The sequence below is a fragment of the Streptomyces sp. NBC_01016 genome (assembly GCF_026341035.1).
Classification (GTDB): domain Bacteria; phylum Actinomycetota; class Actinomycetes; order Streptomycetales; family Streptomycetaceae; genus Streptomyces.
The window spans coordinates 1,350,229-1,377,014 of sequence record NZ_JAPEOQ010000002.1 but is presented as its reverse complement, the minus strand read 5'-3'; the positions used below and the strand labels follow the sequence as shown (position 1 = coordinate 1,377,014).

Genomic DNA, 26,786 nt, shown 5'->3' with positions numbered 1-26,786 from the left:
AACCACGGCCACCGACAAGGGGTGTTGCGGACTCCCGTGCGGACTACGGTGCGGCGACGCCGACGATGAGGACCCGCGTCCCCGGCTCCAACGGGCGCCAGCGGTGGGCGAGTCCGGCGGCGCAGTACAGCGTGTCGCCGCGCTCCAGGACGTAGTGGGTGTCGTCGACCTCGGTCTCGATCGAGCCGTCGGCGACGTACATGACCTCGTCCCCCGCGTGCCGGAAGACCCGGTCCCAGTCGTGGTCGCCGGTGAACTCCAGGGCGTGCAGCCGCTGTTCGCCCCGGACGAGCGGGCGCGCGCCGTCGGCCATCGCGGGCTTCTCCGCCGCGCGCACCACGTCGACCGGGCGGGGCGGCTCTGCGGACGCGAGGAGTTCGACGGCGGTGGTGTCGAGGGCGTCGGCGATGCGCTGCAGCGAGCCCATGCTGGGGCGCGAGCGCCCGTTCTCGACCTGACTGAGGAACGGGACGGAGACCCCGGCGCGGCGGGCCACCTCGGCGAGGGTCAGCTCCAGGCCGCGGCGCCTGCGTCGAATGCCCGGTCCCACGTTCATGAACTTGTAACGCCCTCTCGCTTCGGCCCCTGTTCCCCGGCACCCTACCGCCGTGGTTAACTACTTAACCAGTACTTAAAAAAGTTAACCACCGATGACAAGTACTGACGACAACCACTGACGTCACCACTGGATGGAGTGCCTCCATGGCTCGTGTCGACCAGAACCAGCGCCGCCGCCGCGGCACCGGACTCCTCGCCCTCGACGAGGACGCCGCGTACCGGGGTTACACGCTCTTCGCCCCGCTGACCGGCACCGGCGAGGTGTACCTGATCGACCTGCACGGCGAGGTCGTCCACCAGTGGAACCTGCCGAACCGCCCCGGCCGGCACGCGCGGATCCTCGCGAACGGGAACCTCGCCTACAACGGCGTACTGCCCGACGAGCCCGCTCTCTTCCCCATGTGGCACAAGTACCGCGGCGGCCTCATGCAGGAGATCACCCCGGACGGCACGGTGCTGCGCGAGCACCGCGACCCGCTTCAGCACCACGACGCCCACCACTACGGCGACGGCCGGATCCTCTACACGGCGCTCGAAGCCCTGACCGGTGACGCGGCCGCCGCCGTGCGCGGTGGCGTGCCCGGCTCCGAGGCGAGCGGCCCCGACGGAGACACGATCTGGGCGGACACGATCGTGGAGGTCGACGCCGAGGGGAACACGACCTGGGAGTGGAAGGTCTCCGAGCGCCTCGGCCGCGAGGACTTTCCGCTGCACCCGGACTACGCCCGCGAGCACTACCCGCTCATCAACAGCGTGCTGCCGCTCGCCGACGGGAACATCCTCGCCAGCTTCCGCTCCGTGTCGGCCGTCGTCGTCATCGAGCGTGCCACCGGCGACATCATCTGGCGTTCGGAGCCGGGCGTCGTCTCGCAGCAGCACTGCCCGACCGAGCTGGAGAACGGCAACTTCCTCGTCTTCGACAACGGCGTCTTCCGGCCGCACTGGGACGTGCCGTTCAGCCGCGTCATCGAGATCGAGCGCTCCAGCGGCAAGATCGCGTGGGAGTACCACGACCCGGCGCGCGAGTCGTTCTTCGCGCCGTTCATGGGCAGCGCCCAGCGCCTCCCGAACGGCAACACCCTGGTCACCGACTCCCCCGCGGGCCGCCTCTTCGAGGTCACGGCCGACGGCTACCTGTGCTGGGAGTACATCGTCCCGTTCTTCGGCGGCTACTCCGAGGAAGAGGTCCGCAAGCTGTTCCCGTCGGAGCCCAACGCCGTGTTCCGCGCCTACCGTTACTCCGCGGCCGAGCTGCCGTGGCTGAACCGGTGACCGCGACCGCCGCACCACCGGTCGCACCGGTCGACGAGCGGCTGCCTCTCAAGCGCCTCGTCCCCCTCGCCTGCCAGCACGTGCTTGCGGGCGTGGCCGCGCCCGTCTCCTCCGTCATCCTCATCGCGACGACGCTGAAGCTGTCGACGACGCAGACGGCCTCGCTGCTCAGCGCGACCCTCGTGCTGTGCGGCGTGGGCGCGCTGCTCCAGTCGCTCGGGGTGGCGGCGCTGCGGGTGGGCGCCCGGCTGCCGTTCCTGATGCTGCCGGGCGGCGCCGCGGTGGCGATCTTCCTGCAGATCGCGCAGGAGTACGGCCCGGCGACGGCCTCGGGCTCCGTCCTGGTCGCGGCCGCGTTCCTGCTCTGCGTACTCCCCTTCTACGGACGTCTGGTCCGGCTGTTCCCGCCCCTGGTGATGGGCACGACGGTCGTCCTCATCGGCATCAACATGATCAAGGTGACCGCGCCCATGGTCGCCTCCGGTCCGGGCCTCGGCTTCGCGACGCTCGGCGTGATCGCGGTGTTCTTCCTCGTGCTGCGGGGTGTGTGGCGGCAGATGGCGGTGCTGCTCGGCCTGGTCTGCGGCACGGTGATCGCCGCGCTCATGGGCACCGACCTCGAGGTGGCGCACGGCGGCACCTTCGCGCTGCCCGACCCCTTCCCGTACGGTGCCCCGCACTTCGACCTGCTCGCCGCCATCCCGCTCCTGGTCTTCGCCCTCGCCTCGCTCGCCGAGGCCACCGGGCAGACGGTCCTCAACAGCGAGGCCGTGGGCCGCACCCCCGACGCGGGCCGCGACGTGCCGCGCATCGCCCGCGCCGACGCGCTCGTCTCGCTCGTCTCCGGGCTCTTCGGTACGTCGCTGATGGTGACCAGCGCCGAGAACATCGGCATCGTCCAACTCACGCGCGTACGCAGCCGGTTCGTGACGGCGGCGGCCGGTGTGCTGCTGATCCTGTGCGGGCTGATCACGCCGCTGACCCGTGTGCTCGCGGCGATCCCGGAGCCGGTGGTCGGCGCCGCGGGCCTCGTCATCTACGCGGTGATCGCGGTCATGGGCTTCGGAATGCTCTCCCGTACGGACCTCTCGCACGGAACCGACAGCGTCGTCATCGCGCTCGCCCTCGTGATCGGCATGCTGCCGATCGTGTCTCCGGAGATGTACGCGGAGCTGCCGACGTGGGCCCGCACCCTGTTCGGCAGCGGGGTCGCGGCCGGGGCGATCGCGGCGGTCGTGCTCAGCGCGGTCTTCCGGGCGCTCGGCCCGAGGCTCACGCCTCCGCGGGACGCTCCCGGCGCTCCCCCATCAGACGGGAGCCCGTGAGGCGCTCGCCGAAGACGTCGTCCGGGTTGGACAGGACACAGGTCTCCAGGGACAGGCAGCCACAGCCGATGCAGTCGGTCAGGTGATCCCGCAGCCGCCCCAATTGCTTGATCCGTTCCTCCAGTTCGGACCGCCAGACCTCCGAGAGGCGCGCCCAGTCGTCCCGGTTCGGGGTGCGCTCCTCGGGGAGTTCGGCGAGCGCGTCGCGGATCGTGGCGAGCGGGATGCCGACGCGCTGGGCGGCCCGGATGAAGGCGACGCGGCGCAGGGTGTCACGGCAGTAACGGCGCTGGTTGCCGGAGGTGCGGCGGCTGGTGATCAGGCCCTTGGACTCGTAGAAGTGGAGCGCGGAGACGGCGGCGCCGCTGCGCGCCGACACCTGGCCGACGGTGAGCTCGTGGATCTTCTCCGGAATCTGTGGCACGAGCTTGAGGGTACGGGTGTTCCGTTCGGCCCGCGCCGGGGCTGAGGCCGCGGGGCTCCGCCCCGGACCCCGCTGCCTCTCGTTCCGGAGAGGGGCTTGATAAAGCGGGCTGCATTGTTAGCATGCGGAGGGCGCTGAGCAAGCGCTTAGGCATATCGACACGGAGGCTGTTGAACATGGCGGAGCCGCGCGTTTTCAAGGACGTCGACGACCTGAAGGGCGCCGTCGGCGAGCAGCTCGGGTACAGCGACTGGGTCGAGATCGAGCAGAGCCGCATCGACCGGTTCGCCGAGGCCACGGGCGACCACCAGTGGATCCACGTCGACCCGGAGCGCGCGAAGGAGGGTCCGTTCAAGACGACCATCGCGCACGGCTACCTCACCCTGTCGCTGCTGCCCCTCTTCGGCCCGCAGCTGATGACGGTCGAGGGCATGAAGATGGGCGTCAACTACGGGACGAACAAGGTCCGTTTCCCCGCCCCCGTCCCGGTGGGCTCGCGACTGCGCGCCACCGCGAAGGTCACGGATGTGGCGGACGTGGCCGGCGGCGTACAGGTCACCGTGGCGTTCAGCGTGGAGCGTGAGGGCGGCGACAAGCCGGTGTGCGTCGCGGAGTCGGTGTCCCGCTACTACCTCTGAGCTACCTCTGGGCGCTCACCATGCGCAGCACGAGGTCGGCGTAGAGAGCGCCGACCTCGTCCGGCGTGCGGGGGCCCTCCGCGTTGAACCAACGGGCGACGTCGATGCAGAGGGAGAGGATCGCGACGGTCGTGCCCGGCACGTCGGGGACATCGAACTCCCCGGCCTTCACACCGTCGTTGATGATCTCCCGCACCGAGGCGTCGCTCTGCCGGCGCAGCGCCACGATCTCGGGCCGGTTCTCCTCGCCCAGCGAGTCCAGCTCGTACTGGACGACGCGCGCGGTCATGTGGTGCCCCGCGTGCCAGCGGACGAAGGTCCGGACGGCCTCGGCGAGCCGCTCGGCGGCCGTGCCCTCGCTCTCGACCGCACGGCGCAGGATCGCCAGGGCCTTGTCGTGGCCGATCCGGCTGATCCTGAGGAGCAGCTCTTCCTTGGTCTTGTAGTGGATGTAGAGCGCGGCCGGGCTCATACCGGCGCGGCTCGCGATGTCGCGGGTCGTGGTCGCGTGGTAGCCGCGCTCGGCGAACGCCTGCACCGCCGCGACGAGCAGCCGCCGGGCCGCGTCGGGTGTGACATCGGCCCACGGCATCTCGTCCATGGCCTCGTCCGCACCGCGCTCGTCCTGCGTCATCGCTGCACTCACATCCTCCCGTGGGGCTGGTGCCACACCCTACCCTCCGGGGTGAGCGAGCGCTTAGAGCCCGGTTTCCGGGAACGGGACGCGATTCATCCGGCGTCCGCCGTCATGTCCGCCGTCATGTCCCCCACCATGTCGGCCAGGATCGTACGCACCGTGTCCAGGCCGAGGTCCGGGTGGAGGAAGGCGAAGCGGGCCACCGTCTCGCCCTCCCACACCGTCGGCACCACGAAGGCGATCTGCCGTTCGAGGAGCCGGCGCGACCAGGCGTCGTAGTCCGCGGGCCCCCAGCCGGTGCGGCGCAGCAGCACGACCGAGAGTTCGGGCTCGCGCAGCAGTTCCAGGCCGTCCGTGGCGCGGATCAGTTCGGCGCTCTCCTCGGCGAGCCGCCGACCCGCCTCGACGGCCTCCCGGTAGGCCTCCGTGCCGTGCACGGCGAGCGAGAACCAGAGCGGGAGGCCGCGGGGGCGGCGCGTGAGGTGGTACGCGTAGTCGCTCGGGTTCCATTCCTGCGGGGCGTCGGTGTGGATGCAGTCCAGGTAGGAGGCGTCCTGGGTGTGGACGGCGCGGGCCAGGGCGGGGTTGCGGTACAGGATCGCGCCGCAGTCGAACGGCGTGAACAGCCACTTGTGCGGGTCGATGACGAGGGAGTCGGCGTGCTCGATGCCGGCGAACCGCTCGCGCAGCCGCGGCGAGAACAGGGCGCCGCCGCCGTAGGCCGCGTCGACGTGGAACCACAGGCCGTGGTCGCGGGCCGCGTCGGCGATGCCCGCGAGGTCGTCGATGATGCCGGCGTTGGTGGTGCCGGCGGTGCCGACGACGGCGACCACGCTCTCGGGGTCGCCGTCGGCCGCGAGCGCGGCGCGCACCGCGTCGCCGGTCAGCCGGTGGTCGTCGGTGGGCACCACGAGCGCCTCGACGCCCATGATCCGCAACGTGCTGCCGATCGACGAATGGGCCTGGTCGCTGACCGCGATCCGGGGCCGCTCCACGGGGCTCCCTTCGGCCGTACGGGCGGTGTCCCTGGCCACCAGGAGTCCGGACAGGTTGCCCGCGGACCCACCGCTGACGAAGCAGCCGCCCGCCCCGCCCGGCATCCCCGCGAGATCGGCGAGCAGCCGCAGCACCTGGTTCTCGGCGGCGACGGCGCCGGACGCCTCCAGCCAGGAGACGCCGTGCAGCGAGGAGGCGGACAGCACCATGTCGAAGAGGGCGGCGGCCTTGGTCGGGGCGCCGGGGATGAACGAGAGGAAGCCCGGGCTGTCGCAGGAGACGACGGTCGGTTCTATGTGGTCGGTGAACAGCCGCAGCACGTCGTCCGGGGCGGTCGGTCCGTCGCCCAGGGCGCCCTTGAGGGCGGCTTCGAGTTCGGCCGCGTCACCGAGCCTGCCGAGCGGCGCCGGGTCGAGGCGCAGCCGCTGCTCGACGTGGTCGAGGACCGTGCGGGCGAGGGCTTCGTCATGGCTGTGCAAGGTGCCGTACCTCCAGGGACGCGGGTGCCGGGGGTTCCCGGTGGGCACGGTTCGCTATTTGGACTCGGCCGGACCCATTTCGGAGGCTAACCACAACCCGCGTCGCTGGTCAACGAGTTCGCCCCCCTCGGGGGGCCGTCAGCTCCCGCCGTTCGCCTCGAAGTGGTCGAGCAGCGCGAGGAATTGCCGGCCGGAGTCCTCCAGGTGCTCGCGCATCCGGGCCTCCGCGGTCTCCGCGTCACCGGCCAGGACGGCGAGCGCGATGGCCCGGTGCTCCTCGCAGAACACCCGCGAGAGGTCCCGGTCCGGCGGGTAGACGAGGGTCCAGTCGCAGTCCAACCAGAGCGCGTTGCCGCGGACGAACATCTCGGCGCGGGCCCGTTCCACCGCCTCGCCGAGGACCTCGTTGCCGGCCGCGGCGGCGACCGCCAGGTGGAAGCGCGAGTCGACCTGGTGATAGGCGGCGAGGTCGGCGACCTCCTCGTCGAGCATCCGCACCAGGGCCCGCCGGTCGGCGGTGGAGCCGCGCCGCGCCGCGAGCGCGGCCGCGAACGGTTCGACCGCCGTCCGGTACTCCATGTAGTCGCGGATGGTGGCCCTGAAGTCGGCGGCCACGGCGGCCCGTTCGCCCTCCACCGCCGGGGCGGGGCGCACCCGTGTCCCGCCGGAACGGCCGAGCGTGGTGACCACGAGGCCCTCCTCGGCGAGCCTGCGCACCGCCTGGCGGACGGTGTTGCGCCCGACGCCAAGCGACGCGGCGAGCTCGCGCTCGGCCGGCAGCCTGCTGCCCGGCGCGAAGCCGCCCAGGGCGATGCGCTTGCGCAGGATCTCGGTGACCATGTCGCGCGAGGGCCTGCGCTGCCCCGGCCGCTCCAGCGGATCGGGGTGGCGCGCCCCCGCGCCCGCGCCGTCGGTCCCGCTCCCGGCTTCCGCCTTCACCACGCGTCCTCCCGGTCGTCCTCGTCGCCATCGGATGGCCTCCGGACGCGAACTCGCCCGCCCCAAAGCCTTATTGGATTCGGTGCGGACCCTATTGACAGGGCTTCTCCGCCGCTCGTAGCGTCCCGGTACCACTTTATGGGTCCAATCGAATCCATAGTCCTTGGCCCTGTTCCCCGGTCGGCCGTCCCCGCCCCGCGCGCCCCCCGCGGGCCCGCCGTCCTGCCCTCAGAAGGAGCCCCGGTCCATGACGACTCCCCCAGCCCGACCAACCGCGGACGCGGACGCCCCGCCCGAAGTCGACGGCGGGCGCAGCCCGTTGCGCATCGCCACCGCCACACTGATCGGCACCACTGTCGAGTGGTACGACTTCGCCATCTACGGCACCGCCGCCGCCCTGGTCTTCCCCAAGTTGTTCTTCCCCGAGATGAGCCCCGCGCTCGGCGTGCTCAGCTCCTTCGCCACCCTCGCCGTGGGCTCCCTCGGCCGGCCGCTCGGCGCGCTCCTCTTCGGGCACATAGGCGACCGCTACGGGCGCAAGCACGCCCTCATCGGCTCCCTGCTCCTGATGGGCGCGTCCACGTTCCTGATCGGGCTGCTGCCCGGCTACGCGGTGGCCGGGGCGCTCGCCCCCGTACTGCTGCTGATCATCCGCGTCCTGCAGTCGCTCGCGGTCGGCGGCGAATGGGGTGGCGCGGTCCTCTACGCGGTGGAGAACGCACCACCGCACCGCAAGGCGCTGTACGGCTCCTTCCCCCAAGTCGGCGACGGCCTCGGCTTCTTCCTCGCCACCGGGGTCTTCACCCTCGCCTCGCTGCCGGGCCACGACGCGCTGCTCGCCTGGACCTGGCGCATCCCCTTCCTGCTGTCGAGCGTGCTCGTGGTCACCGGCCTGATCATCCGCAGCCGCCTGGAAGAGGCGCCGGAGATCAAGGAGGCGCTGCGCGAGGAGCGGGAGGCGGACGGGGCCGCAGGCAAGCTGCCCGTCCTCGACGTCGCGCGCAGTTCGTGGCGGACCTGGCTGCTCGCCACCGGAGCCTTCCTCGTCACCGTCGGCGGCTTCTACGTGATCGTCACGTTCATGTCGGCCTACGCCGTGTCCCAGTTGGGCTTCACGGAGGCGCAGACGTCGGCCGCGGGGATGTTCGCCTCGGTCGTGGTGATCGTCTTCACCCCGCTCACCGCGCTGCTGGGCGACCGGTTCGGCGTCCGGCGCGTCACGCTCGTCGGGATGGCGGCCCATCTGGTCGTGGCGTTCCCGATGTTCTGGCTCGCCGGATCGCACACCCTCGTGGGCCTGTGGGCGGGCATGGGGCTCGGCATGCTCGCCAGCACCATCGCGTACGCCACCGTCGGCACGATGGTCACCGAGTGGTTCCCGCCGCGCGTGCGCTACACGGGGCTCTCGCTCGGGTACCAGATCGCCGGCCTGATCGGCGGCGGCGCGGTGCCGCCCCTGGCGCAGTGGATGGCCGGTTCCTCGGGCGCCTCCTGGACCCCTGTGGCAGTCCTGTTCATCGTGATGGCGCTGGTCAGCATCGGCTGCGTGGCCCTCCACCGGCGGATGACCGCATCGGATTCCGCCGCACCTGATTCCGTCGCACCTGATTCCACCCCGTCCACCCCGCCCGTCGCCGACACCGTGCCGCAGGAGGCCCGATGACCGACACCACCACATCTCCCGCCGCTCCCGCCGCGAGTGACTCCGGGCGCGCCCATCTCGAGCGGATCGCCCGGCGAGCGGCCGACGCCGCCGCCTCGGCGCCCGCCTGGTCCTCCCCGTACGAGGGGGCGGGCCCCGAGGTGTACGCCCGGATCGACGCCGAAGTCGAGGACCTCGGCGCGGAGTTGCTCGGCCTCGGCCACGCCCTGCACGCGGACCCCGAGCCGGGCTTCGAGGAGCATCGCGCCGTGGCCCGCGTCGCCGATCTGCTGCGAGCCCACGGCGTCACGGCACAGGTCGGGGTGCACGGACTGCCCACGGCCCTGCGGGCTTCAGCCGGTTCGGGCAGCGGGCCGACCGTGGCGGTGCTGGCCGAGTACGACGCGCTGCCCGGCATCGGTCACGGCTGCGGTCACCACATCATCTGCGCCGCGGCCGTCGGCGCCTTCCTCGCGCTGGTCCCCGTCCTGGAGCGGACCGGCGGCACGGCTGTGCTGCTCGGCACGCCCGCCGAGGAGAACGGCACCGGCAAGGAACTCCTCGCCCGCGCCGGGGCGTTCGACGGGATCGACGCCGCCGTGATGATCCACCCCTCGTCGGGGCCCGACCTCTCCGACGCGCCCTTCCTCGGCCTTCGCGAGGTGGTCGTCGAGTACACGGGGCTCGCCGCCCACGCCTCCGCCGCACCGTTCATGGGCCGCAACGCCCTGGACGCGGTGGTCGCCGCCTACCAGGGGGTCGCCGCGCTGCGTCAGCACATCCTCCCGGACGACCGGGTGCACGGCGTGATCACCGACGGCGGCTCGCGCCCCAACGTCGTGCCCGAGCGCGCGGCGGCCCATTTCTATCTGCGGGCCGCCACTGTGGAGTCGCTTGCGGAGCTCTCCGACCGGGTCCAGCGGATCTTCGAGGGCGCCGCGGCGATGACCGGCACGACCGTCACCACCCGCTGGGACGACTGCCCGCCCTGTGTCCCCGTCCGGCACAACGACGTCCTCGCGGCGCGTTTCGCCCAGCACCTGACGAGCCGGGGCCGCACGGTGCTGCCCGGCAGCGCCGCGCCGGACTCCGCCCGCGGCTCCACGGACCTGGGCAACGTCAGCGTCCGCATCCCGGCCATCCATCCCATGCTGTCCGTCGCCCCGGCCGGAACGGCCCTGCACACCGCCGACTTCGCGGCGTGCGCGCGGGGCGCGGAGGCCGACCGGGCGGTCCTCGACGGCGCGGCGGCACTGGCCCGCACGGCCGCGGACCATCTCGCGGACGCATCCCTACGGGCAGCGGTGGAAAGGGAGTTCGCGGAGGCGGGCGGCGCCCTGGACGTCCCGAAACTGCTGTCCGCTCCGGCGTCTTCCTGACCCCGTCACGCTGCCCCCGTCACACCACCGGTTTGAACGGGTCGTGGTCCGCCAGGATCTTCTCCAGGCGGGCCTGGTCGACGCGGCTCACGATCTGGCCCGCCTCCTGGCGGTCCCTGATCACCTTGGCCAGTGTGAACGCCGAGGTCGTGAGGTAGAGGACGGCGATCGCCAGGAACGCGCGGATCCAGCCGCTGACGTCGAGGCTGTAGATGCCGATGGCCGTCGCGGTGAGAGCGACGACGAAGGATGCGACGGCCTGTCCGTAGAAGGCCACGGTGTTCTGCTGCTTGACCGGTGTGTCACTCATGCCGCACAGCATGGAGCGGATGGGGTCGTGGCCCCATCCGCTCCCGTACTCAACTGCGTACTCAGAACGCCGAGACACCCGTCAGCGCGCGGCCGATGATCAGCTTCTGGATCTGGCTCGTGCCCTCGTAGAGGGTCATGACGCGGGCGTCGCGCAGCAGCTTGCCGACGGGGTACTCGTCGATGTAGCCGTAGCCGCCGAAGACCTGGAGGGCGTTGTTCGCCGCGCGGACCGCCGCCTCGGACGCGAACAGCTTCGCCTTGGACGCCGCCGTCGCGAAGTCCTCGCCGCGGTCGATGAGATCGGCGACGCGCCAGGTAAGCAGCCGGGCCGCGTCCACGTCGACGGAGATGTCCGAGATCAGCTCCTGCACCAGCTGGTACGAGGCGATGGACTTGCCGAACTGCTCGCGCTCGCCCGCGTATCCGACGGCCGCGTCGAGGGCGGCCTGGGCTATGCCCACGCAGCCTGCGGCCACCGACATCCGGCCCTTGGCGAGCGCGGACATGGCGATCGAGAAGCCCTTGCCCTCCGGGCCCATCAGCGCGGAAGCCGGCACGCGGACGTCCTCCAGGACCAGCTCGGCCGTGGTCTGGCCGCGCAGGCCGAGCTTGCCGTGGATGGTGTTGCGGGTCAGGCCCGGGGTGTCGGTCGGGACCAGGAAGGCGGAGATGCCCTTGTGGCCCGGGGTGTCGTTGGTGCGGGCAAAGAGAAGGACGACATCGGCCCACGTGCCGTTGGTGATGAAGATCTTGGTGCCGTTGATCACGTAGTCGTCACCGTCGCGGACGGCACGCGTCTGGAGGTCGGCCGGGTTCGAGCCGTGGCCCGGCTCCGTGAGACCGAAGCAGCCGAGCGCCTCGCCGGCGGTCAGCCTCGGGATCCAGTGCCGCTTCTGCTCCTCGCTCGCCCACTGCTGGATCGGCTTGGTGACCAGGCCGAGGGAGACCGAGACGATGCCGCGCACCGACGAGTCCCCGCGCCCCAGCTCCTCCGTGACCAGCGTGTACGCGAGGTGGTCGCCGCCCGAGCCGCCGTACTCCTCGTCGATGGTCAGGCCCAGGAAGCCGACCTCGCCGAGCTTCTTGACGATGCCCCGGTCGACCTCCTCGGACCGGTCCCACGCCACCACGTTCGGCGCGATCTCGCGGTCCACGAAGTCCTTGGCGAGCCGGCGCACCGCCGTCTGCTCCTCGCTCAGCTCCAGGTTCATGGCCACTCCCGCGTGAATCGAATCGTAAAGCAGTTAATTAGCACTGCTAGTTTTTGGCTTGCAGCCCTACTATGTGCCGCATGGCCCGACCGCGCAAGCCCCTCCTGAGCAGAGATCGCATCGTCGACGCGGCCCGCGCCCTCGTCGACACCGAGGGCCTCGCCGCCGTCTCGACGCGTCGGCTCGCCGCCGAGCTCGGGGTGAGCGGGCCCTCCCTGTACAACCACTTCCGCACGAAGGACCAGATCCTGGAGGCGGTCGCCGACTCGGTGAGCGCGCAGGTCGACCTGTCGATGTTCGACACGGACGACGGGCGGGACTGGCGCACCGCGCTGCACGACTGGGCCGTCTCCTACCGGGCGGCGCTGCGCGCGCACCCGAACATCGTCCCGGTGCTCGCGCAGGGCCCCGGCCGCCGCCCGGCCGGACTGCGGCTCGCCGACGCGGTGTTCGGCTCGATGGTCGACGCCGGGTGGCCGCCGCCGCAGGCCACGTCCATCGGCGCGCTCATGCGGTACTTCGTGACGGGATCCGCGCTCGGCTCGTTCGCGGGCGGCTTCCCCGACGACGAGGCGGCGTACGACCCCGCCGACTATCCGCACCTCGGCCAGGCGCATCTGCTCGCCGAGCGACAGGAGATCGTCGACGACCGGGCCTTCGAGACGGGGCTCACGGCGCTGCTCGACGGGCTCGCGGTGCAGTACGAGCAGGTGGCGGCGGGGACGCACTGATATTTCGGCAGCCCACCGGCCGCTGACGTATCGGCAGCCATCGACCGCTGACGTATCGGCAGCCACCGACCGCTGACGTATCGGCGGCCGCCGAAGCGTGCCGGGGTCATCCTTGACGCATGGCCGCCTCGAAGGAACCCGGCGCTCCGCGCCTCGCCGCCCTCGCCTCGCTGATCGCCGACGAGACGCGGGCCGCCTGCCTGCTCGCGCTGCTCGACGGCCGGGCGTGGACGGCGGGCGAGCTGGCGCGGCACGCGGGCGTCGCGGCGTCGACCGCGAGCGAGCACCTCGGCAAGCTCGTCGCGGGCGGGCTGCTCGCCGAGGAGCGGCAGGGCCGCCACCGGTATCTGCGGCTCGCCGACGCGCAGGTCGCGCAGCTCCTGGAGGGCCTCGCCGGGTACGCCGTGCCGGACGGCGGCGAGCGGCCTCCGACACTGCGGGCCGCGTCGGCGCGGACGGCGATGGCCCGCGGGCGGACCTGTTACGACCACCTGGCGGGCCGGCTCGGGATCACGGTCACCGACGCGATGGTCGAGCGGGGGCTGCTGCGGGCCGACGCCGAATCCGGCGGATTGGGCGCATCGGGCGGATTGGGCGGATCCGGCGACTCCCCCGCCCCCTCCACCTTCGCACTCACCGACGCCGGGCACGGCTGGTTCCGGGCGCTCGGGGCGCCGCTGGAGCCCGGACCGCGGCGGCCGCTGACGCGCGGCTGCCTCGACTGGACGGAGCGCCGTCTCCACCTCGCCGGACGGGCGGGCGCCGCGCTGTGCGCCCACGCCTTCGCGGCCGGCTGGGTCGAGCGGGTCGGCTCCGAGCGGGCGGTGCGGGTGACCGGGGCCGGGGAGCGGGCGCTGCGGGCCGAGCTGGGAGTGGCGGCGCTGCGCTGAGCGGGCGCCGTGGCGCGTTCCCGCCCCCGCCCGGGATCTTCCCCGGAAGTAGCTGTAGCGTACATTCGCCGGGCCGGGAAACATCTTCGTAACACGGGAGCGGCGCATGGCGCAGACGGTGGATGCCGCGATTCACCAGGAAATCGGGCAGAGTTGGGCAACCGACTGTAGACAGTTCGCGCTGCGCGTGCTGCGCGGGATCGGGCAGGTGACGTTCCTGCCGCGCGCGCTCACCGGCGCGCTGTTCGCCGCGGCCCTGTTCTCCGCCGGGTGGGAGTACGGGCTCTACGGGGTCGGGGGCGCGGCCGTCGGCACGCTGGTCGCGGCGCTGCTCGGCGTGGAGAAGGAGCGGCTCACGCTCGGCATGGAGGGCTTCAACGCCTGCCTCGTGGGCGTGAGTTGTGCCGTCTTCCTCAACCCCGACCAGCTGTCCTCGGTGCTCGTGGCCCTGCTCGGCTGCGCCGCCGCGACCGTGGCCACCGCCGCCGCGGGGCGGGCCCTCGGGGCGTGGGGGCTGCCCGCCCTGACGCTGCCGTTCTGCCTCGTGGCGAGCGTCATCACGCTGGCCGCGCCCGGGTTCGCGCGGGTGTGGACCGGCGGGGGCGGCATCGCCGCGTTCCCGCAGGCGGTGTCCGGGGCCAGGACAGGACTCCAACTCGACGAAGCCGTACGGGGGTTCTTCGCCGGATTCGGCCAGATCTTCCTGATGCCGCAGTGGTACGCGGGGGCCCTGGTGCTCGCCGGGCTGCTGGTGGCCGGGCCGCGGGTCGCGGGCGTGGCCTGCCTCGGGAACGTCGCGGGCATGGCGACCGCGTGGGCCCTCGGCGAGCCCGCCGCGCAGCTGGCCGACGGCACGTCCGCGTACAACGCGGTGCTGGTCGCGCTCGCGCTCTGCGGGGTGTTCCTCGAGGGCACGCGGCGTACGGTGCCGTATGCCGTGGCGGGGGCGGTCGCCGCGACGGTGTGCGCGCCTGCGTTCGGGGCGTTGGCGGCGCCGGTGGGCGGCCACATGTTCACGTGGCCGTTCGCACTGACGACGTTGGTGTTCCTGGTCGCGGCGAGGTCGTTCCCCCGGTTGGTGTCACCGGGGGCGGCCTGAGTGTTCCGTCTCGCGGGGTCCGTGGTGACGCTCTCGGGGCTCCGCCCCGGACCCCGCTGGGGATCGGCATATCCAGCCCCGCCGGCGTTTGAGGCGCGGGGTACGGGGCGGAGCCCCGATCCTTTAAGCCGACTCGAGCGCGGCGACGTCCAGTTTGCCCATCTTCATCATCGCGGCCAGCACCCTCGCGGCCCGCGCCTCGTCCGGGTCGGCGAGGAGTTCGACGAGCCGGCGCGGAACGATCTGCCAGGACAGCCCGAACTTGTCCTTGCACCAGCCGCACGGCCCGCCCTCGCCGCCGTCCGCCGTGATCCGCTCCCACAGCCGGTCGACCTCGGCCTGGTCGGCGCAGTCGACGGAGAGCGAGACCGCTTCGTTGAACTTGAACTCGGGGCCGCCGTTCAGCGCCTGGTACTCGTTGCCCGCGAGCCGGAACTCCATGGTGAGGACGGAGCCGGGCACACCGGGCCCCTCCTTGCCCCAGCGCTGGACCTCCAGGATCTCGGAGTCGGAACCGGGGAAGAGCGACATGTAGAAGTCGACGGCTTCCTCGGCCTTGCCGTCGAACCACAGACAGGGGCGGATCTTCTGAGCGGTGGCGGGCATGGTGGGCCTCCTGGTTCCCGATCCGGCGCGGTGCCGGCCTGTATCAGGCTTCTCCTCCTACAGACCGGACGCCAGCCGGGAACTCATCGGCCGCGGCATCGCCAAAACCGGAGCAACGCCAAGACCGGGGCATCGCCAAAACCGCCGCATCGCTAAAACACGACGAGCGCCCGGCCGCCCTTGCCCGCCACCATGTTGTCGAACGCCGCCGGGATCCCGTCCAGCGCGATCCGCTCGGTCACGAGCGTGCTCAGGTCGAGGCGGCCCTCGCGGATGTGCTCGGCGAGCACCGGGAGGTCCTGGGCCGGGTCGCAGTTGCCGTAGACGCAGCCGGACAGCGTGCGGCCCCAGTGGAAGATCTCCAGGGCGTTGAAGGTGACCTGCTGGTCCTTGCCGCCGATGCCGACGACGGTGGTGCGGCCGCCGCGCCGGGTGGACTCCCAGGCGGTACGGATCGTGACGGCACGGCCGACGCACTCCACGGCCACGTCGACGCCCTGCTTGTCCGTGAGCCCGCGGATCTCGCGCGCGGTCGTCTCGGAGGCGATCACGTAGTCCGTGGCGCCCGCCGCGCGCGCCAGCGCCTCCTTCTCCGGGGAGACGTCGACCGCGATGATCTTCGAGGCGCCCGCGATGCGCGCGGCCTGGAGCGTGGCGAGGCCGACGCCGCCGACGCCGTACACCGCGACGGTCTCCCCCTCCCGTACGCGGGCGGAGTGGTGCACGGCGCCGTAGCCGGTGAGCACGGCGCAGCCGAGCAGGGCCGCGTCGATGAGCGGGACGCCGTCCGGCACCGGCAGCACGCAGTTCGCGGCGACGACCGTCTCCTCAGCGAACGCGGCGACGTTCAGGCCGGGATGGAGGTCACTGCCGTCGGACGCGCGCTTCGCGTGGATGTTGGCGGCGCCCGTGAGGGCGTTGGCGCACAGCCACACCTCGCCGAGCGTGCAGGCGTGGCAGCTGCCGCAGGAGGGCGCCCAGTTGAGGACGACGCCGTCACCGGGGGCCACGTGCGTGACGCCGTCGCCGACGGAGACGACGGTGCCCGCGCCCTCGTGGCCGAGGACCGCGGGGACCGGGACCCGCATGGTGCCGTTGGTCAGGGACAGGTCGGAGTGGCAGACACCGGCGGCGGCCAGCCGCACCCGGACCTGGCCGGGCCCCGGTTCGGGCAGGTCGATGTCGGCGATCTCCAGCGGGGAGCCGACGGCGGGCAGTACAGCGGCGCGGACCATGATGAGCACAACTCCCTGAGCGAGTGCGGGATGTCACGTACGTGCCGATCCAAACTAGCGTCGCTAGTTTCTGGGGTCCAGGGGGTACCGGGGTGGAGGCTCAGTGCCGCTGGTGATCCTTCTCGCGTCGACGGAGGCGCGGAGCCCGTGTCCTCGCCCGCACGGAGCCGCGCCTGTCGCCGCCCCGGACCCCGAGCCCGGCGGCCACGAACAGCAGCCCGCCCAGCATCACGAACGGCGCCGCCGTCCCGGCCACGCCCGCGATCAGGCCCGCCGACGCGGGCGCCGCGACCTGGCCGAGGCGGTTGCCGGTCAGCCGGAGCGCCAGGGCGGTGGAGCGGGCCTCGGCAGGGGCGGCCTGGACGACCGTGGTCATGGAGAGCGGCTGGCCCACCCCGAGGCAGAAGCCGAGCACGATCAGCATCGCGCCGAGCGCCCACACCGGCACGGGCAGCGCGATGCCCGCGCACAGCACCGCCGCGAGCAGGCACGTGGTGGCGATCAGGGCCGTCCTGCCGAGCCAGTTGATGAGCGGGGTCATGACCAGGCGGCAGGCGACCGTCGCCCCCGCGCGCAGGCTCAGCAGCACGCCGACCACGGACGGCGCGATCCCCCGGTGCTCGCCGACCACCGGCAGATACGCCGTGAGGATGTCGGTGGCCGACAGGACGGCGAGGCTGATGAAGATGCCGCCGGGCACGCCGCGGGTGCGCAGGATGCGGTGCACGGGGACCCGGGAGGCCTCCTTCGTGCGCGAACCCGGCTGCGTACGACGGGACTCGATGCGCCACAGCGAGGTCACGGCCAGCGCGCAGACGCCCGCCGACACGAGGAGCGCGAGCGCACTCGTACCTACCATGTCGTGGCCGTCGATCAGGGCTCCGGCGGCGATCGGCCCGACGAGCTGGCCGAGGGAGGCGCCGATGGTGAAGTGGCCGAAGTTCCGGTCCTGGTCCTCGGGCGCGGACTGCCGGGCCACGATCGACTGGGCGCCGATGACGAAGCACAGATGCCCGAGCCCCATGACACCGCTCCAGGCGGCCATCGACACCAGGCTGTTCGCGAGTCCGCTCATCGCGCACCCGCCCGCGATGAGGACGACGCCCACCGGGAGCAGCGGCGCGCACCGGCCGTGGTCCGTGCGCCGGCCGAGCGGCACGGCGGCGAACAGCGGGAGCAGCGCGTAGACCCCCGCGATGACGCCGACGGCACGCTCGTCGGCGCCGAGCGCGAGGGCCCGGTAGGAGACCGCGGGCCGCGCCATCGACACCGCCCCCTGCGCGAAGCTGAAGGCGATGACGAGGCGGAGCAGCCAGGCACGGCTCATGAGGTCACAGGATTCATCGGGTCTCGGCACTCATCGGCTCTTGGAACTCATCGGGTCTCGGCACTCATCGACTCTCGGGATTCATCAGTTCTCGGGATTCATCGGTCACACGATTCCGAACAGCAGACCCGCGCCGAGGACGACCAGCGCGGTCAACGCCGCCCATTTCACGGTGAACTTGGTGTGGTCGCCGAACTCGACCTTAGCCATGCCCACGAGCACGTAGACCGCCGGGACCAGCGGGCTCGACATGTGCAGCGGCTGTCCGGCGAGCGAGGCGCGGGCGATCTCGAGGGTCGAGACGCCGTGCGCGTTCCCGGCCTCGGCGAGCACCGGCAGGATGCCGAAGTAGAAGCCGTCGTTGGACATGAAGTACGTGAACGGGATGGACAGCACGCCGGTGACGAGTGCCATGTGCGGGCCCATCCAGTCCGGGATGCCGCCCACGACCCACTTCGCCATGTGGTCGACCATGCCGGTGCCCTGCAGCACGCCCGTGAAGACGGCGGCGGCGAAGACCATGCCCGCGACGTTGAGGACGTTCTCGGCGTGTGCGCCGATCCGGGCCTTCTGGTCGGTCATGTTCGGGTAGTTGACCGAGAGCGCGAGCGCGGCGCCGAGCATGAACAGCACCGGGATCGGCAGCAGCTCCATGATCATGGAGGCTAGGAGCACCACCGTGAGCACGGCGTTGAACCAGTAGAGCTTGGGGCGCAGGGTGGCCCGGTTCGGGTCGAGCCCGGAGAACGTCTCGCCCTCGTCGTTCTCGTACGAGGGGGTGGAGGCGGATCCGCCGCCGGCGCCCGCGCCGGTCCCCTTGTTGCCGCTCCCGGCGCCGACGAGCACCTTCTCCTCGACGGTCTCGGTGACCGTGAGGTCCTCGTCCAGGGAGAGATGGCCGAGCCGCTTGCGCTCCCGGCGCCCGAGCACGTACGAGAGGGCGAACACGAAGAGCAGTCCCACGCCGAGCGCCGGGATCATCGGCACGAAGATGTCGCTGGCGTCCACCTTCAGGGCGGTGGCGGCGCGGGCCGTCGGGCCGCCCCAAGGCAGCGTGTTCATCACGCCGTTGGCGGTCGCGGCGACACCCGTCATCACGATGAGGCTCATCTTCAGGCGCTTGTACAGCGGGTACATCGCCGAGACGGTGATCATGAAGGTGGTGGAGCCGTCGCCGTCGAGCGAGACGATCGCGGCGAGCAGGGCCGTGCCGACGACGATGCGGACGGGGTCGGCCTTCGCGAACTTCAGGATGCCGCGCACGATCGGGTCGAAGAGGCCGACGTCGATCATCACGCCGAAGTAGACGATCGCGAACATCAGCATGGCGGCGGTGGGCGCGAGATCACCCACGCCCGCGAGGACGTACTCACCGAGGTGCGCTCCCTTGCCCACCAGGACGCAGAACAGCGCCGGGATGAGCACGAGCGCCGCGATGGGCGACACCTTTTTCATCATGATCAGCACCAGGAAGGTGGCGATCATGCCGAAACCGAGGATGGTCAGCATGGGGAGGGGCCTTCTCACGTCTACGTTCGCCTTCGAACAGCCGCCGTGGGGGAGGCAGCCAGCGCGACGCTAGGTGGGCCGAACAATCGTTAACAAGACGTTGACACGCGAGCAATAAGCGCAAAACTCCAGGTCACGAGCGGTTCACCCGCGTGCTGCGCGAAAGGCGTCAGTCGAGCACGCGCGCCAGGTACGCCCGCAGCAGCTCCCGCACCTCCCCGATCACCGCCGCGTCCCCGCGCTCCGGGTCGATGCGGAACGCGAGCCGGACCAGGGCGTCGGCGGATTCGACGGCGACCAGGAACGCGCGGCGCAGCGCGGGGTCCGGGGTGCGGTCGAGGCGTGGGGCGAGGAGGTCCGTGAGGGTGTCGGCGACGCGGTGGTTGGGGTCGGCGTCCGGGGCGCCCACGGGGAGCTGGGTGCCGAAGTCGACCAGGGAGAAGCCCGGCGCCGTGCGCTTCATCGCGAGGTACTCGTCGAGCACCGCGTCCATCGCGGCCCGCCAGTCGCCGGTGGGGACGTCCCTGAGGCGCGCGGTGACCCGCCGCACGTACCGGTCGAGATTGCGCTCGGCCAGCGCGTCGACCAGGGCCCGCTTGTTGCCGAAGAAGCGGTAGACCGAGCCGATGGGGACCTCGGCGCGGTGCGCGACGGCGCGGGTGCTCAGCTCGTCGTAGCCCGTCTCGTCGAGAAGTTCGGCACAGGCGTCGAGAATCCGGGTCAGACGCTCGGCGCTGCGCCGCTGAACGGGCTTGCGGCGCAGGGGCGTTGGATGCTCCATGAAGGCCAGACTACGGTGACGCGGTCAGGTCCGCGGTGGCCTGGACGGGCTTGTCCGCGACCGCCCACACCGTGTGGTCGTCGGCGTAGAGGCGGGCGGTGAGGTGGTGGGTGCCGCGGTGCAGGCGGGTGCCGGGGAGGCGGTAGTCGACGGCGCGCAGCCGGGCGAGGCAGCGGCCGTCGAGGTAGAGCCGGGCGTAGCCGCGGCGCTCGACGGCCCGGGCCGGGGTGCCGTGGGGGCTGAGGCGGAAGCGGCGTACCCAGATGCGGACCTCCCAGCCGCCCTCGGGGCCCGTCTGCGGCTTCACGATCAGGCCGATCTCGGGTGCGCCCTCCACCGGGACCTGGCGGTAGTGACGGCCCGCGGCGTCGGTGCGCGAGAGGACCTCCCCGGCATCTCGCGGTCCGTTGTCATCGGCCCCGCAGCCCACGGCTCCGGCGAGCAGGGCGCAGGTCAGCAGCGCCGCGGCGGCCGCGCGGAGAGCAGGAAGGCTGGGCATGTTCGGGACGGTAGAGGACCGTTGGCGTTCGGCGGATCCCTCGCGGGGAGGACGCTCGCGGGCCTCCCCTCGGCCGCTGGTACCGCCACGCGTCAGCCATACGACGGACGGTGATGGTCTTGCGCCGCCCACCCGCGAATCCTACGGTGTTGCATAGGAATCATTGACCAGGGAGCGATGATGAGCGGGGACGTACGCAAGACCGCCGAGGGGCTGACCTACCTCTCCGGCTTCGGGAACGAGCACGGGTCCGAGGCCGTGCCGGGGGCCCTGCCCGAGGGGCGCAACTCGCCGCAGAGCGCGCCGCTCGGCCTATACGCGGAGCAGCTCAGCGGCACCGCCTTCACCGAGCCGCGGGCGCACAACCGCCGCTCGTGGCTGTACCGGATCCGCCCGTCGGCGGCGCACCCGGAGTTCAGCCGTGTCGACAACGGCGGGGTGCGCACGGCCCCGTTCACCGAGACCGCCCCCGACCCCAACCGCCGTCGCTGGAACCCGCTGCCCGAGCCGGCACCCGGCACGGACTGGCTGGCCGGCCTGTGGACGCTGGGCGGCAACGGCGACGCGACGCAGCGCACCGGCATGGCCGTGCACCTGTACCACGCCAACTCCCCCATGAACGACCGGGTGTTCAGCGACGCGGACGGTGAACTGCTGATCGTCCCCGAGCACGGCGGACTGCTGCTGCGCACGGAGTTCGGGGTGCTCGCCGCCGAGCCGGGCGAGGTCGCACTGATCCCGCGCGGCGTGCGATTCCGGGTCGAGCTCCTCGACGAGTCCGCACGCGGGTACGTGTGCGAGAACTACGGCGCCCCGTTCCAACTGCCCGACCTCGGGCCTATCGGCGCCAACGGCCTGGCGAACGCACGGGACTTCAGGGCGCCGGTCGCCGCGTTCGAGGACGATGTCGACCGCCCCGTCGAGGTCGTCAACAAGTTCTGCGGGAACCTCTGGTCCGCGGCCTACGACCACTCCCCGCTCGACGTCGTCGCCTGGCACGGCAACCACGTCCCGTACGTATACGACCTGCGCCGCTTCAACGTCATCGGGACCATCTCGTACGACCACCCGGACCCGTCGATCTTCACGGTGCTCACGTCGCCGTCCGACACCCCGGGGCTCGCGGGCGTCGACTTCGTCGTCTTCGCGCCGCGCTGGCTGGTGGGCGAGGACACGTTCCGGCCGCCGTACTTCCACCGGAACGTGATGAGCGAGTACATGGGGCTCATCGAGGGCGCCTACGACGCGAAGGCCGAGGGCTTCGTGCCGGGCGGCGGCTCGCTGCACAACATGATGTCGGCGCACGGTCCTGACCGGGACACGTTCGACAAGGCGAGCGCGGCCGACCTCAAGCCGCAGAAGGTCGACGACGGCCTGGCCTTCATGTTCGAGACGCGCTGGCCCGTCACCCTCGCCCCGCAGGCCTCGACCGCCGGGCATCTGCAGCGCGGCTACGACGACGTGTGGCGTGGCCTGGAGCGCCACTTCCGCGGATAGACCCCATGGCCGCCGCATTGCACCACTCCCCCGACGACCGGTACGGATAACCCGTGACGTCATTCGCCCCGGACTCGATCGTCCTGAACCGCAAATTGCCGCTCTGGTATCAGGTGTCGCAGTCCCTGCGCGCCTCGATACTTGGAAGATCGCCGCAGGACCCACTGCGCCTGCCCACCGAGGAGCAACTCGCGGGGCACTACGGGGTCTCCGTGCTCACCATGCGTCAGGCGCTGAAGGAACTGGAGGACGAGGGACTCATCACGCGGCACCGGCGCCGCGGCACGTTCATCGAGCCGGATGCCCAACAGGGCGCGCCGGTGCGCCTGTTGGGCTCGGTCGACGCGATCGTCGCGCAGCAGTCCGGCATGACGACACGGCTGCTCGACCACGACACGGTGCCGGTCCCCGTGGCCTTCGCCGAGTACTTCCCGGGGGTCGGGGCCGTCCCCACGTACCACCGGCTGCGCTTCGACGAGAAGACCGGCGAACCGACGAACCACGCCCGCAACTACCTCCGTCCGGACCTCGGCGCCCGCGTGGACCTCGCGGACCTGGAGCGATGGCCGATGACGAAGGTGCTGCGGGACGTGGTCGGCGTGCGGATCAGCCGGATCACGGACTCGGTGCAGGCGCGGCTCGCGGATCCGGAGACGGCGCGGCTCCTCGAAGTGCCGCTGCTCAGTCCGATCCTGCACTACACGGGTGTCACGTACGACGAGGAGGGCAGGGTGTTGGATGTGGCGGTGATCCATTACCGGGGGGACCGGTTCTCGTTCACGGTGACGTTGGACGCGGATTGACCAATTCAGCCCCGCCGGCGTTTGAGGCGCGGGGTCCGGGGCGGAGCCCCGCGACCGCAACACCGTTGCCGCGAAAGGGGGAGACGTACCATGCCGGTCGTGACGAACGACCCGCTCACCGAGGCCATCGGGCTCGCGGACCTCATGCCGTGGTCCGTGGCACCGCTGCGTACGGGACGCGGCTGGCCGGTCGCTCCGGACGCCGCGTCCCTGAAGGCCCGTTGGAACGCCTTCGTGCGCGCCGAACCAGCCGAGCGCGAGGCGCTCCTCGAACCCTCACGCACCCGCACCCTGCACACCGCCGCCGCCCAGCTCCCCGGCCAACGCACCGGCACGGAGCCGCTCGCGCACGCCGAGGGGCCCTGCCCGGACCCCGTACCGCTGCTGCACGGCCCGTTCGACGAGCAGTGGCTCATCCCCGACCAGCGGCTGCTCGACGCGGCGCGCCCCGAGCTGTGGCGGGTCGCGGACGAGCGGCAGTTGTTCCTCGTCGAGCAGGGGTACGTGCCCGACGCCGGCGGCCCCGCGCTGCTCGCGTCCGCCGTCCTCCCGGAGGGCCGCTCCCCCGCCGGACGCCCCGGCCGCATCCGCCCGCTGTACCGCCGCCCCGGTGGCACGGAGCCGAACGTGGCGCCGGGCCTGCTCACCCACCTCTCCGGCGCGTACGACCAGGAGGTGACGGCGGCCGATCTGTTCGCGTGGATCCTGGTGGCGGGCGCCCGCGACGGCTCCCCCGACATCCGCGTGCCGCTGCCGGACGACGCGGACGTGTGGGAACGCGGGGTCGAACTCGGGCGCCGCGTCCTGTGGTTGGAGCGGCGCGGCACGGATGCCGACCGCCCCAAGCTGCCGGGCGGCCGCCGCCCGTATGTGCGCTCCCCGTTGCCTGCCCGGCCCACGGAGCTCCTCTACGACCGCGAGGAGGAGGCCCTGGTCGCCGGCGACGGACGTATCTCCCCGGTCCCCGCGGCGGCCTGGGACTTCCACGTCAGCGGGGTCGGGGTCCTGGAGCAGTGGTTCGCGCGCCGCACCGCACCCGCCGAGGCCGGCACGCTCGCGGCCCTGCGCCCGACCACCTGGCCGCAGCCGTGGACGTCACAACTCCTGGAACTCATCACGGTCCTGACGCTCCTCGCGGAACTCGGCCCGCAGCAGGACGAGTTGCGCGAGGCCGCCATCGCGGACCCGATGACGACGAAGGACCTGGAACGGGCCCGCGTCCTCCCGGTCCCGGACTCCGCCCACCGCCCCGCCTCGGTTCTCGACCACCAGGAGGAGGGCCCGGGAGGCCAGTTCGCGATCCTGTGAAACTCGGGAGATCTCGGGGGCGAACGCTCCCGGCATTAGAGCGCGAGTATCCGGCCGGCCGTCGGCCCGGGCTGTCAGGAAGCGGGCGCGGGCGACCTGTTCGCCCGCCTCCCAGGCCGCCCGGCGGGCGCGCTCACCCCGCCGCGAACCCCTCCAACGTCCTCCTCAGCGCCCGCTCGAACACCGCCTCCAGGTCGATCGGGCCCGCGTCCTCGGCGAACGACGCCGCGAGGCGCGGGTACCGGCCCGAGGCCACCTGCCCGCCCAAGTAGGCGATCCGTACCGCCTGTTCCTGCTCTGCGCTCCACGGTAGGGAGCGCGTCCGCTCGGCCGTCGCGATCTCGTTGGCGACGTACGTCGTGACCACGCTCGTCACCGCCGCGACCAGCTCCATCTTCGTGCCGTACGGCAGGTCGAGCGGGTCGAGGCAGGTCAGGCAGTACTCCAGGTACGCGAGCGCGTTCGGGCTGAAGCCGTAGACCGGTGACATCAGCCCCGGCAGCCACGGATGCCGGTGCATCAGCGCCCGCGACTGCCGGGCGAGGCCGAGGATGTCCGCCCGCCAGTCACCGCTCGGCTCCGAGAACGTGTACTCGGAGCTGACGGCGTCGACCATCAGCTCGTACAGGTCCTCCTTGCGCGGCACGTAGTTGTACAGCGACATCGTGCCCATGCCCAGCTCACCGGCGATCTTCCGCATGGACACCGCGTCGATGCCCTCGGCGTCGGCGACGCGGACCGCCGTCGCCGCGACGTCGGCCCTGCTGTGCGCAGGCCTCGGCCCCCGCCCGGCGCGCTCGGGGCGCGCCCAGATCACTTCGGGTTCGGCCGCTCGGCCCGCCATTGATCATCACCTCGCGCACCATCCTAGTTACGTACACCGTACGTAGTGCGCTACGGTGGCGGCATGACTTCTACGTACGCTGTACTTAGTGAAGGTCTGGAGAAGCACTTCGGCAAGGGGCCGAAGGCCGTGCATGCCGTGCGCGGCCTTGATCTGGCGGTGCGCGAGGGCACGGTGTGCGGTCTGCTCGGGCCGAACGGGGCCGGCAAGACCACCGCGGTCCGGCTGCTCACGACGCTGCTCCGCCCCGACGCGGGCACCGCGCGTGTCGCCGGGCACGACATCACCGCCGCCCCGCACTCCGTCCGCCGCCGCATCGGCGTCACCGGCCAGTACGCGTCGGTCGACGGCGACCTCACGGGCCGCGAGAACCTCCGCCTGTTCGCCCGCCTGCTGCGCGCGCCGGGCGCCCGGGCCCGCGCCGACGAGCTGATCGAGCGCTTCGATCTGACCGAAGCCGCCGACCGCACGGCCCGTACGTACTCCGGTGGCATGCGCCGCCGCCTCGACCTGGCCGCGAGCCTGATCACCCGCCCCGCCGTGCTCTTCCTCGACGAGCCGACCACCGGCCTCGACCCGCACAGCAGGAACGGCATCTGGGAGGCCGTGCGCGAGCTGTCCTACGAGGGCACGACCGTCGTCCTGACCACGCAGTACCTGGAGGAGGCCGACCAGCTCGCCGACGACATCGTGCTGATCGACGAGGGCCGCGCCGCCCACTCGGGCACGCCCGCCGAGCTCAAGGCGCAGATCGGCCACTACGCGGAGGTCGTCGTGGCCGAGGAGGCGGGCGAGCAGGCGCTGCACGCGGCGGCCGTCGTACTCGACCAACTCACCGGCACCCGGCCCCGGTTGGACGCGGAGCGCCGCACCGTGGGCGCCGTCGTCCTCGACCCTGCCGTCACGCTCCCCCGCGTCGTACGCGAACTCGACGCGTCCGGCGTCCCGTTGCTCGACGCGACGCTGCGTCCGCCCACGCTCGACGAGGTGTTCCTGCGCCTCACCGTCACCGATCGCGCCCCCACAGGGACCCAGGAGGTCGCCGCATGAGCACCGCCATCCTCTACGACGGCACGGCCATGCTCGGCCGGCACCTCCAGCGCGTCCGGCACGCCCCGGCCATCCTGATCATGACGCAGACCATGCCGATCGTGTTCCTGCTGTTCTTCGGCTACGTCTTCGGCTCCGCGCTCGCCATGCCGGGCTCGGACTACCGGGCGTTCCTGGTGCCGGGCATGCTCGTGGCGACCGCGGCGAACGGGATCATGACCGGGATGTTCGGCGCCGCCCAGGACTCGCACCGGGGCGTGATGGACCGCTTCCGTACGCTGCCGATGAGCCGGGCGGCGGTGCCGCTCGGGCAGGCGGTCGCCGATCTGCTGACGACGGCGGTCGGCCTGGTGCCGCTCGTGCTCGTGGGGCTCGCGATGGGCTGGCGGATCGAGGGCGGGCTGCCTGCGGCGCTCGGCGCGTTCGGGCTGCTCCTGCTCTTCCGGTTCGCCGCGACGTGGGTCGGGATCCTGCTCGGGCTCGCCTCGCAGAGCGAGGAGGCGGCGGGGCAGTTGGGCGGCGCCACCTTCATGCTGCCGCTGCTGTCGAACGCGTACATCCCGACCGACGGGATGCCGGGGTGGGTGCGCACCCTCGCCGAGTGGAACCCGATCAGCGCGGTGGCCACGGCCGTGCGCGAGCTGTTCGGCAACGCGCCGGTGCCGCACGGCGCTGCCTGGCCCGTGGCGCATCCGGTGGCGGGCTCACTGGCCTGGTGCGCGGTGCTGCTCGCGGTGTGCGTGCCGCTCGCCGTCCGCCGCTACACACGCGGCGGACGGTGAACATCCTTACGGT

Annotated in this window: 27 protein-coding genes; 13 read left to right on the top strand and 14 right to left on the bottom strand. The window is 72.0% G+C overall.

The window, feature by feature from the left end:
• Positions 1-43: 43 nt before the first annotated feature.
• On the bottom strand, positions 44-556 hold the full coding sequence (locus tag OG746_RS32990; RefSeq protein ID WP_266721358.1) for a helix-turn-helix domain-containing protein: 513 nt from the start codon (positions 554-556) through the stop codon (positions 44-46).
• Positions 557-702: 146 nt separating this feature from the next.
• Between OG746_RS32990 and OG746_RS32985 the strand changes: the two genes are divergently transcribed.
• Both OG746_RS32985 and OG746_RS32980 read left to right on the top strand, forming a co-directional pair.
• Positions 703-1,830, top strand: coding sequence for an aryl-sulfate sulfotransferase (locus tag OG746_RS32985; protein WP_266721356.1), 1,128 nt, complete (start codon positions 703-705; stop codon positions 1,828-1,830).
• A complete protein-coding gene (locus tag OG746_RS32980) occupies positions 1,815-3,155 on the top strand; it encodes a uracil-xanthine permease family protein (protein WP_323179712.1) in 1,341 nt (446 codons plus the stop codon). The genes OG746_RS32985 and OG746_RS32980 overlap by 16 nt, the downstream gene beginning before the upstream one ends.
• On the opposite strand, the gene soxR is transcribed toward OG746_RS32980, so the two are convergent.
• Entirely contained in the window at positions 3,103-3,579 is a 477-nt protein-coding gene (soxR, locus tag OG746_RS32975) for a redox-sensitive transcriptional activator SoxR (protein WP_266721355.1), read from the bottom strand. The two genes, OG746_RS32980 and soxR, sit on opposite strands and share 53 nt — an antisense overlap.
• Positions 3,580-3,755: 176 nt before the next feature.
• On the opposite strand from soxR, the gene OG746_RS32970 reads away from it, so the two are divergent.
• Positions 3,756-4,217 (top strand): MaoC family dehydratase, encoded by a 462-nt coding sequence (locus tag OG746_RS32970; RefSeq protein ID WP_266721353.1) that lies wholly within the window; start codon positions 3,756-3,758, stop codon positions 4,215-4,217.
• Position 4,218: 1 nt separating this feature from the next.
• Here the strand turns inward: OG746_RS32970 and OG746_RS32965 are convergent, their stop codons facing one another.
• The 3 genes from OG746_RS32965 to OG746_RS32955 all read right to left on the bottom strand — a co-directional run bounded on the left by OG746_RS32965 (position 4,219) and on the right by OG746_RS32955 (position 7,271).
• The gene (locus tag OG746_RS32965) at positions 4,219-4,851 is read right to left on the bottom strand and encodes a TetR/AcrR family transcriptional regulator (protein WP_266721351.1); all 633 of its coding nucleotides are present in this window, start codon (positions 4,849-4,851) and stop codon (positions 4,219-4,221) included.
• A gap of 95 nt (positions 4,852-4,946) precedes the next feature.
• A complete protein-coding gene (locus OG746_RS32960; protein ID WP_266721349.1) occupies positions 4,947-6,329 on the bottom strand; it encodes a pyridoxal phosphate-dependent decarboxylase family protein in 1,383 nt (460 codons plus the stop codon).
• 138 nt (positions 6,330-6,467) lie between these two features.
• Positions 6,468-7,271: a FadR/GntR family transcriptional regulator gene (locus tag OG746_RS32955; protein ID WP_266721347.1), complete on the bottom strand. Its 804-nt coding sequence runs from the start codon at positions 7,269-7,271 to the stop codon at positions 6,468-6,470.
• A gap of 244 nt (positions 7,272-7,515) precedes the next feature.
• On the opposite strand from OG746_RS32955, the gene OG746_RS32950 reads away from it, so the two are divergent.
• Both OG746_RS32950 and OG746_RS32945 read left to right on the top strand, forming a co-directional pair.
• Complete coding sequence (locus OG746_RS32950) at positions 7,516-8,931, top strand: MFS transporter (RefSeq protein ID WP_266721345.1); 1,416 nt, start codon at positions 7,516-7,518, stop codon at positions 8,929-8,931.
• The gene (locus OG746_RS32945; protein WP_266721343.1) at positions 8,928-10,289 is read left to right on the top strand and encodes a M20 family metallopeptidase; all 1,362 of its coding nucleotides are present in this window, start codon (positions 8,928-8,930) and stop codon (positions 10,287-10,289) included. Before OG746_RS32950 ends, OG746_RS32945 begins: the two co-directional genes overlap by 4 nt.
• Positions 10,290-10,308: 19 nt before the next feature.
• On the opposite strand, the gene OG746_RS32940 is transcribed toward OG746_RS32945, so the two are convergent.
• Together OG746_RS32940 and OG746_RS32935 are read right to left on the bottom strand one after the other, a co-directional pair.
• Positions 10,309-10,599: a YiaA/YiaB family inner membrane protein gene (locus OG746_RS32940; RefSeq protein ID WP_266721342.1), complete on the bottom strand. Its 291-nt coding sequence runs from the start codon at positions 10,597-10,599 to the stop codon at positions 10,309-10,311.
• 61 nt (positions 10,600-10,660) lie between these two features.
• A complete protein-coding gene (locus tag OG746_RS32935) occupies positions 10,661-11,812 on the bottom strand; it encodes an acyl-CoA dehydrogenase family protein (RefSeq protein WP_266721340.1) in 1,152 nt (383 codons plus the stop codon).
• Between the two features lie 80 nt (positions 11,813-11,892).
• On the opposite strand from OG746_RS32935, the gene OG746_RS32930 reads away from it, so the two are divergent.
• The 3 genes from OG746_RS32930 to OG746_RS32920 all read left to right on the top strand — a co-directional run bounded on the left by OG746_RS32930 (position 11,893) and on the right by OG746_RS32920 (position 14,532).
• Complete coding sequence (locus OG746_RS32930; protein ID WP_266721338.1) at positions 11,893-12,543, top strand: TetR/AcrR family transcriptional regulator; 651 nt, start codon at positions 11,893-11,895, stop codon at positions 12,541-12,543.
• A 119-nt stretch (positions 12,544-12,662) separates the two neighbouring features.
• Positions 12,663-13,433, top strand: coding sequence for an ArsR/SmtB family transcription factor (locus OG746_RS32925; protein WP_266721337.1), 771 nt, complete (start codon positions 12,663-12,665; stop codon positions 13,431-13,433).
• A 106-nt stretch (positions 13,434-13,539) separates the two neighbouring features.
• Entirely contained in the window at positions 13,540-14,532 is a 993-nt protein-coding gene (locus tag OG746_RS32920) for an urea transporter (RefSeq protein ID WP_266721336.1), read from the top strand.
• 123 nt (positions 14,533-14,655) lie between these two features.
• Here OG746_RS32920 and OG746_RS32915 read toward each other — a convergent pair whose 3' ends face one another.
• The 6 genes from OG746_RS32915 to OG746_RS32890 form a co-directional block, all read right to left on the bottom strand.
• Entirely contained in the window at positions 14,656-15,138 is a 483-nt protein-coding gene (locus OG746_RS32915; RefSeq protein ID WP_266721334.1) for a VOC family protein, read from the bottom strand.
• A gap of 152 nt (positions 15,139-15,290) precedes the next feature.
• Positions 15,291-16,373, bottom strand: coding sequence for a Zn-dependent alcohol dehydrogenase (locus OG746_RS32910; RefSeq protein ID WP_266721332.1), 1,083 nt, complete (start codon positions 16,371-16,373; stop codon positions 15,291-15,293).
• A gap of 100 nt (positions 16,374-16,473) precedes the next feature.
• Positions 16,474-17,700, bottom strand: coding sequence for an MFS transporter (locus OG746_RS32905; protein WP_266721330.1), 1,227 nt, complete (start codon positions 17,698-17,700; stop codon positions 16,474-16,476).
• A gap of 105 nt (positions 17,701-17,805) precedes the next feature.
• Positions 17,806-19,209, bottom strand: coding sequence for a CitMHS family transporter (locus tag OG746_RS32900; RefSeq protein WP_266721328.1), 1,404 nt, complete (start codon positions 19,207-19,209; stop codon positions 17,806-17,808).
• 169 nt (positions 19,210-19,378) lie between these two features.
• Positions 19,379-19,990: a TetR/AcrR family transcriptional regulator gene (locus tag OG746_RS32895; RefSeq protein WP_266721326.1), complete on the bottom strand. Its 612-nt coding sequence runs from the start codon at positions 19,988-19,990 to the stop codon at positions 19,379-19,381.
• Between the two features lie 10 nt (positions 19,991-20,000).
• Positions 20,001-20,489, bottom strand: a complete 489-nt coding sequence (locus OG746_RS32890) for a hypothetical protein (protein ID WP_266721325.1) — start codon at positions 20,487-20,489, stop codon at positions 20,001-20,003.
• Positions 20,490-20,669: 180 nt separating this feature from the next.
• On the opposite strand from OG746_RS32890, the gene hmgA reads away from it, so the two are divergent.
• The 3 genes from hmgA to OG746_RS32875 all read left to right on the top strand — a co-directional run bounded on the left by hmgA (position 20,670) and on the right by OG746_RS32875 (position 24,097).
• The gene (gene hmgA, locus OG746_RS32885) at positions 20,670-21,986 is read left to right on the top strand and encodes a homogentisate 1,2-dioxygenase (protein WP_266721323.1); all 1,317 of its coding nucleotides are present in this window, start codon (positions 20,670-20,672) and stop codon (positions 21,984-21,986) included.
• A gap of 53 nt (positions 21,987-22,039) precedes the next feature.
• On the top strand, positions 22,040-22,789 hold the full coding sequence (locus tag OG746_RS32880) for a GntR family transcriptional regulator (RefSeq protein ID WP_266721322.1): 750 nt from the start codon (positions 22,040-22,042) through the stop codon (positions 22,787-22,789).
• Positions 22,790-22,879: 90 nt separating this feature from the next.
• Positions 22,880-24,097, top strand: a complete 1,218-nt coding sequence (locus OG746_RS32875) for a type ISP restriction/modification enzyme (protein ID WP_266721321.1) — start codon at positions 22,880-22,882, stop codon at positions 24,095-24,097.
• 133 nt (positions 24,098-24,230) lie between these two features.
• Here OG746_RS32875 and OG746_RS32870 read toward each other — a convergent pair whose 3' ends face one another.
• A complete protein-coding gene (locus tag OG746_RS32870; RefSeq protein ID WP_266721319.1) occupies positions 24,231-24,941 on the bottom strand; it encodes a TetR/AcrR family transcriptional regulator in 711 nt (236 codons plus the stop codon).
• 63 nt (positions 24,942-25,004) lie between these two features.
• On the opposite strand from OG746_RS32870, the gene OG746_RS32865 reads away from it, so the two are divergent.
• Both OG746_RS32865 and OG746_RS32860 read left to right on the top strand, forming a co-directional pair.
• The gene (locus tag OG746_RS32865; RefSeq protein ID WP_266721317.1) at positions 25,005-25,991 is read left to right on the top strand and encodes an efflux ABC transporter ATPase subunit, DrrA-related; all 987 of its coding nucleotides are present in this window, start codon (positions 25,005-25,007) and stop codon (positions 25,989-25,991) included.
• Positions 25,988-26,773, top strand: coding sequence for an ABC transporter permease (locus OG746_RS32860; RefSeq protein ID WP_266721315.1), 786 nt, complete (start codon positions 25,988-25,990; stop codon positions 26,771-26,773). The genes OG746_RS32865 and OG746_RS32860 overlap by 4 nt, the downstream gene beginning before the upstream one ends.
• The last annotated feature ends 13 nt before the right edge of the window (positions 26,774-26,786 follow it).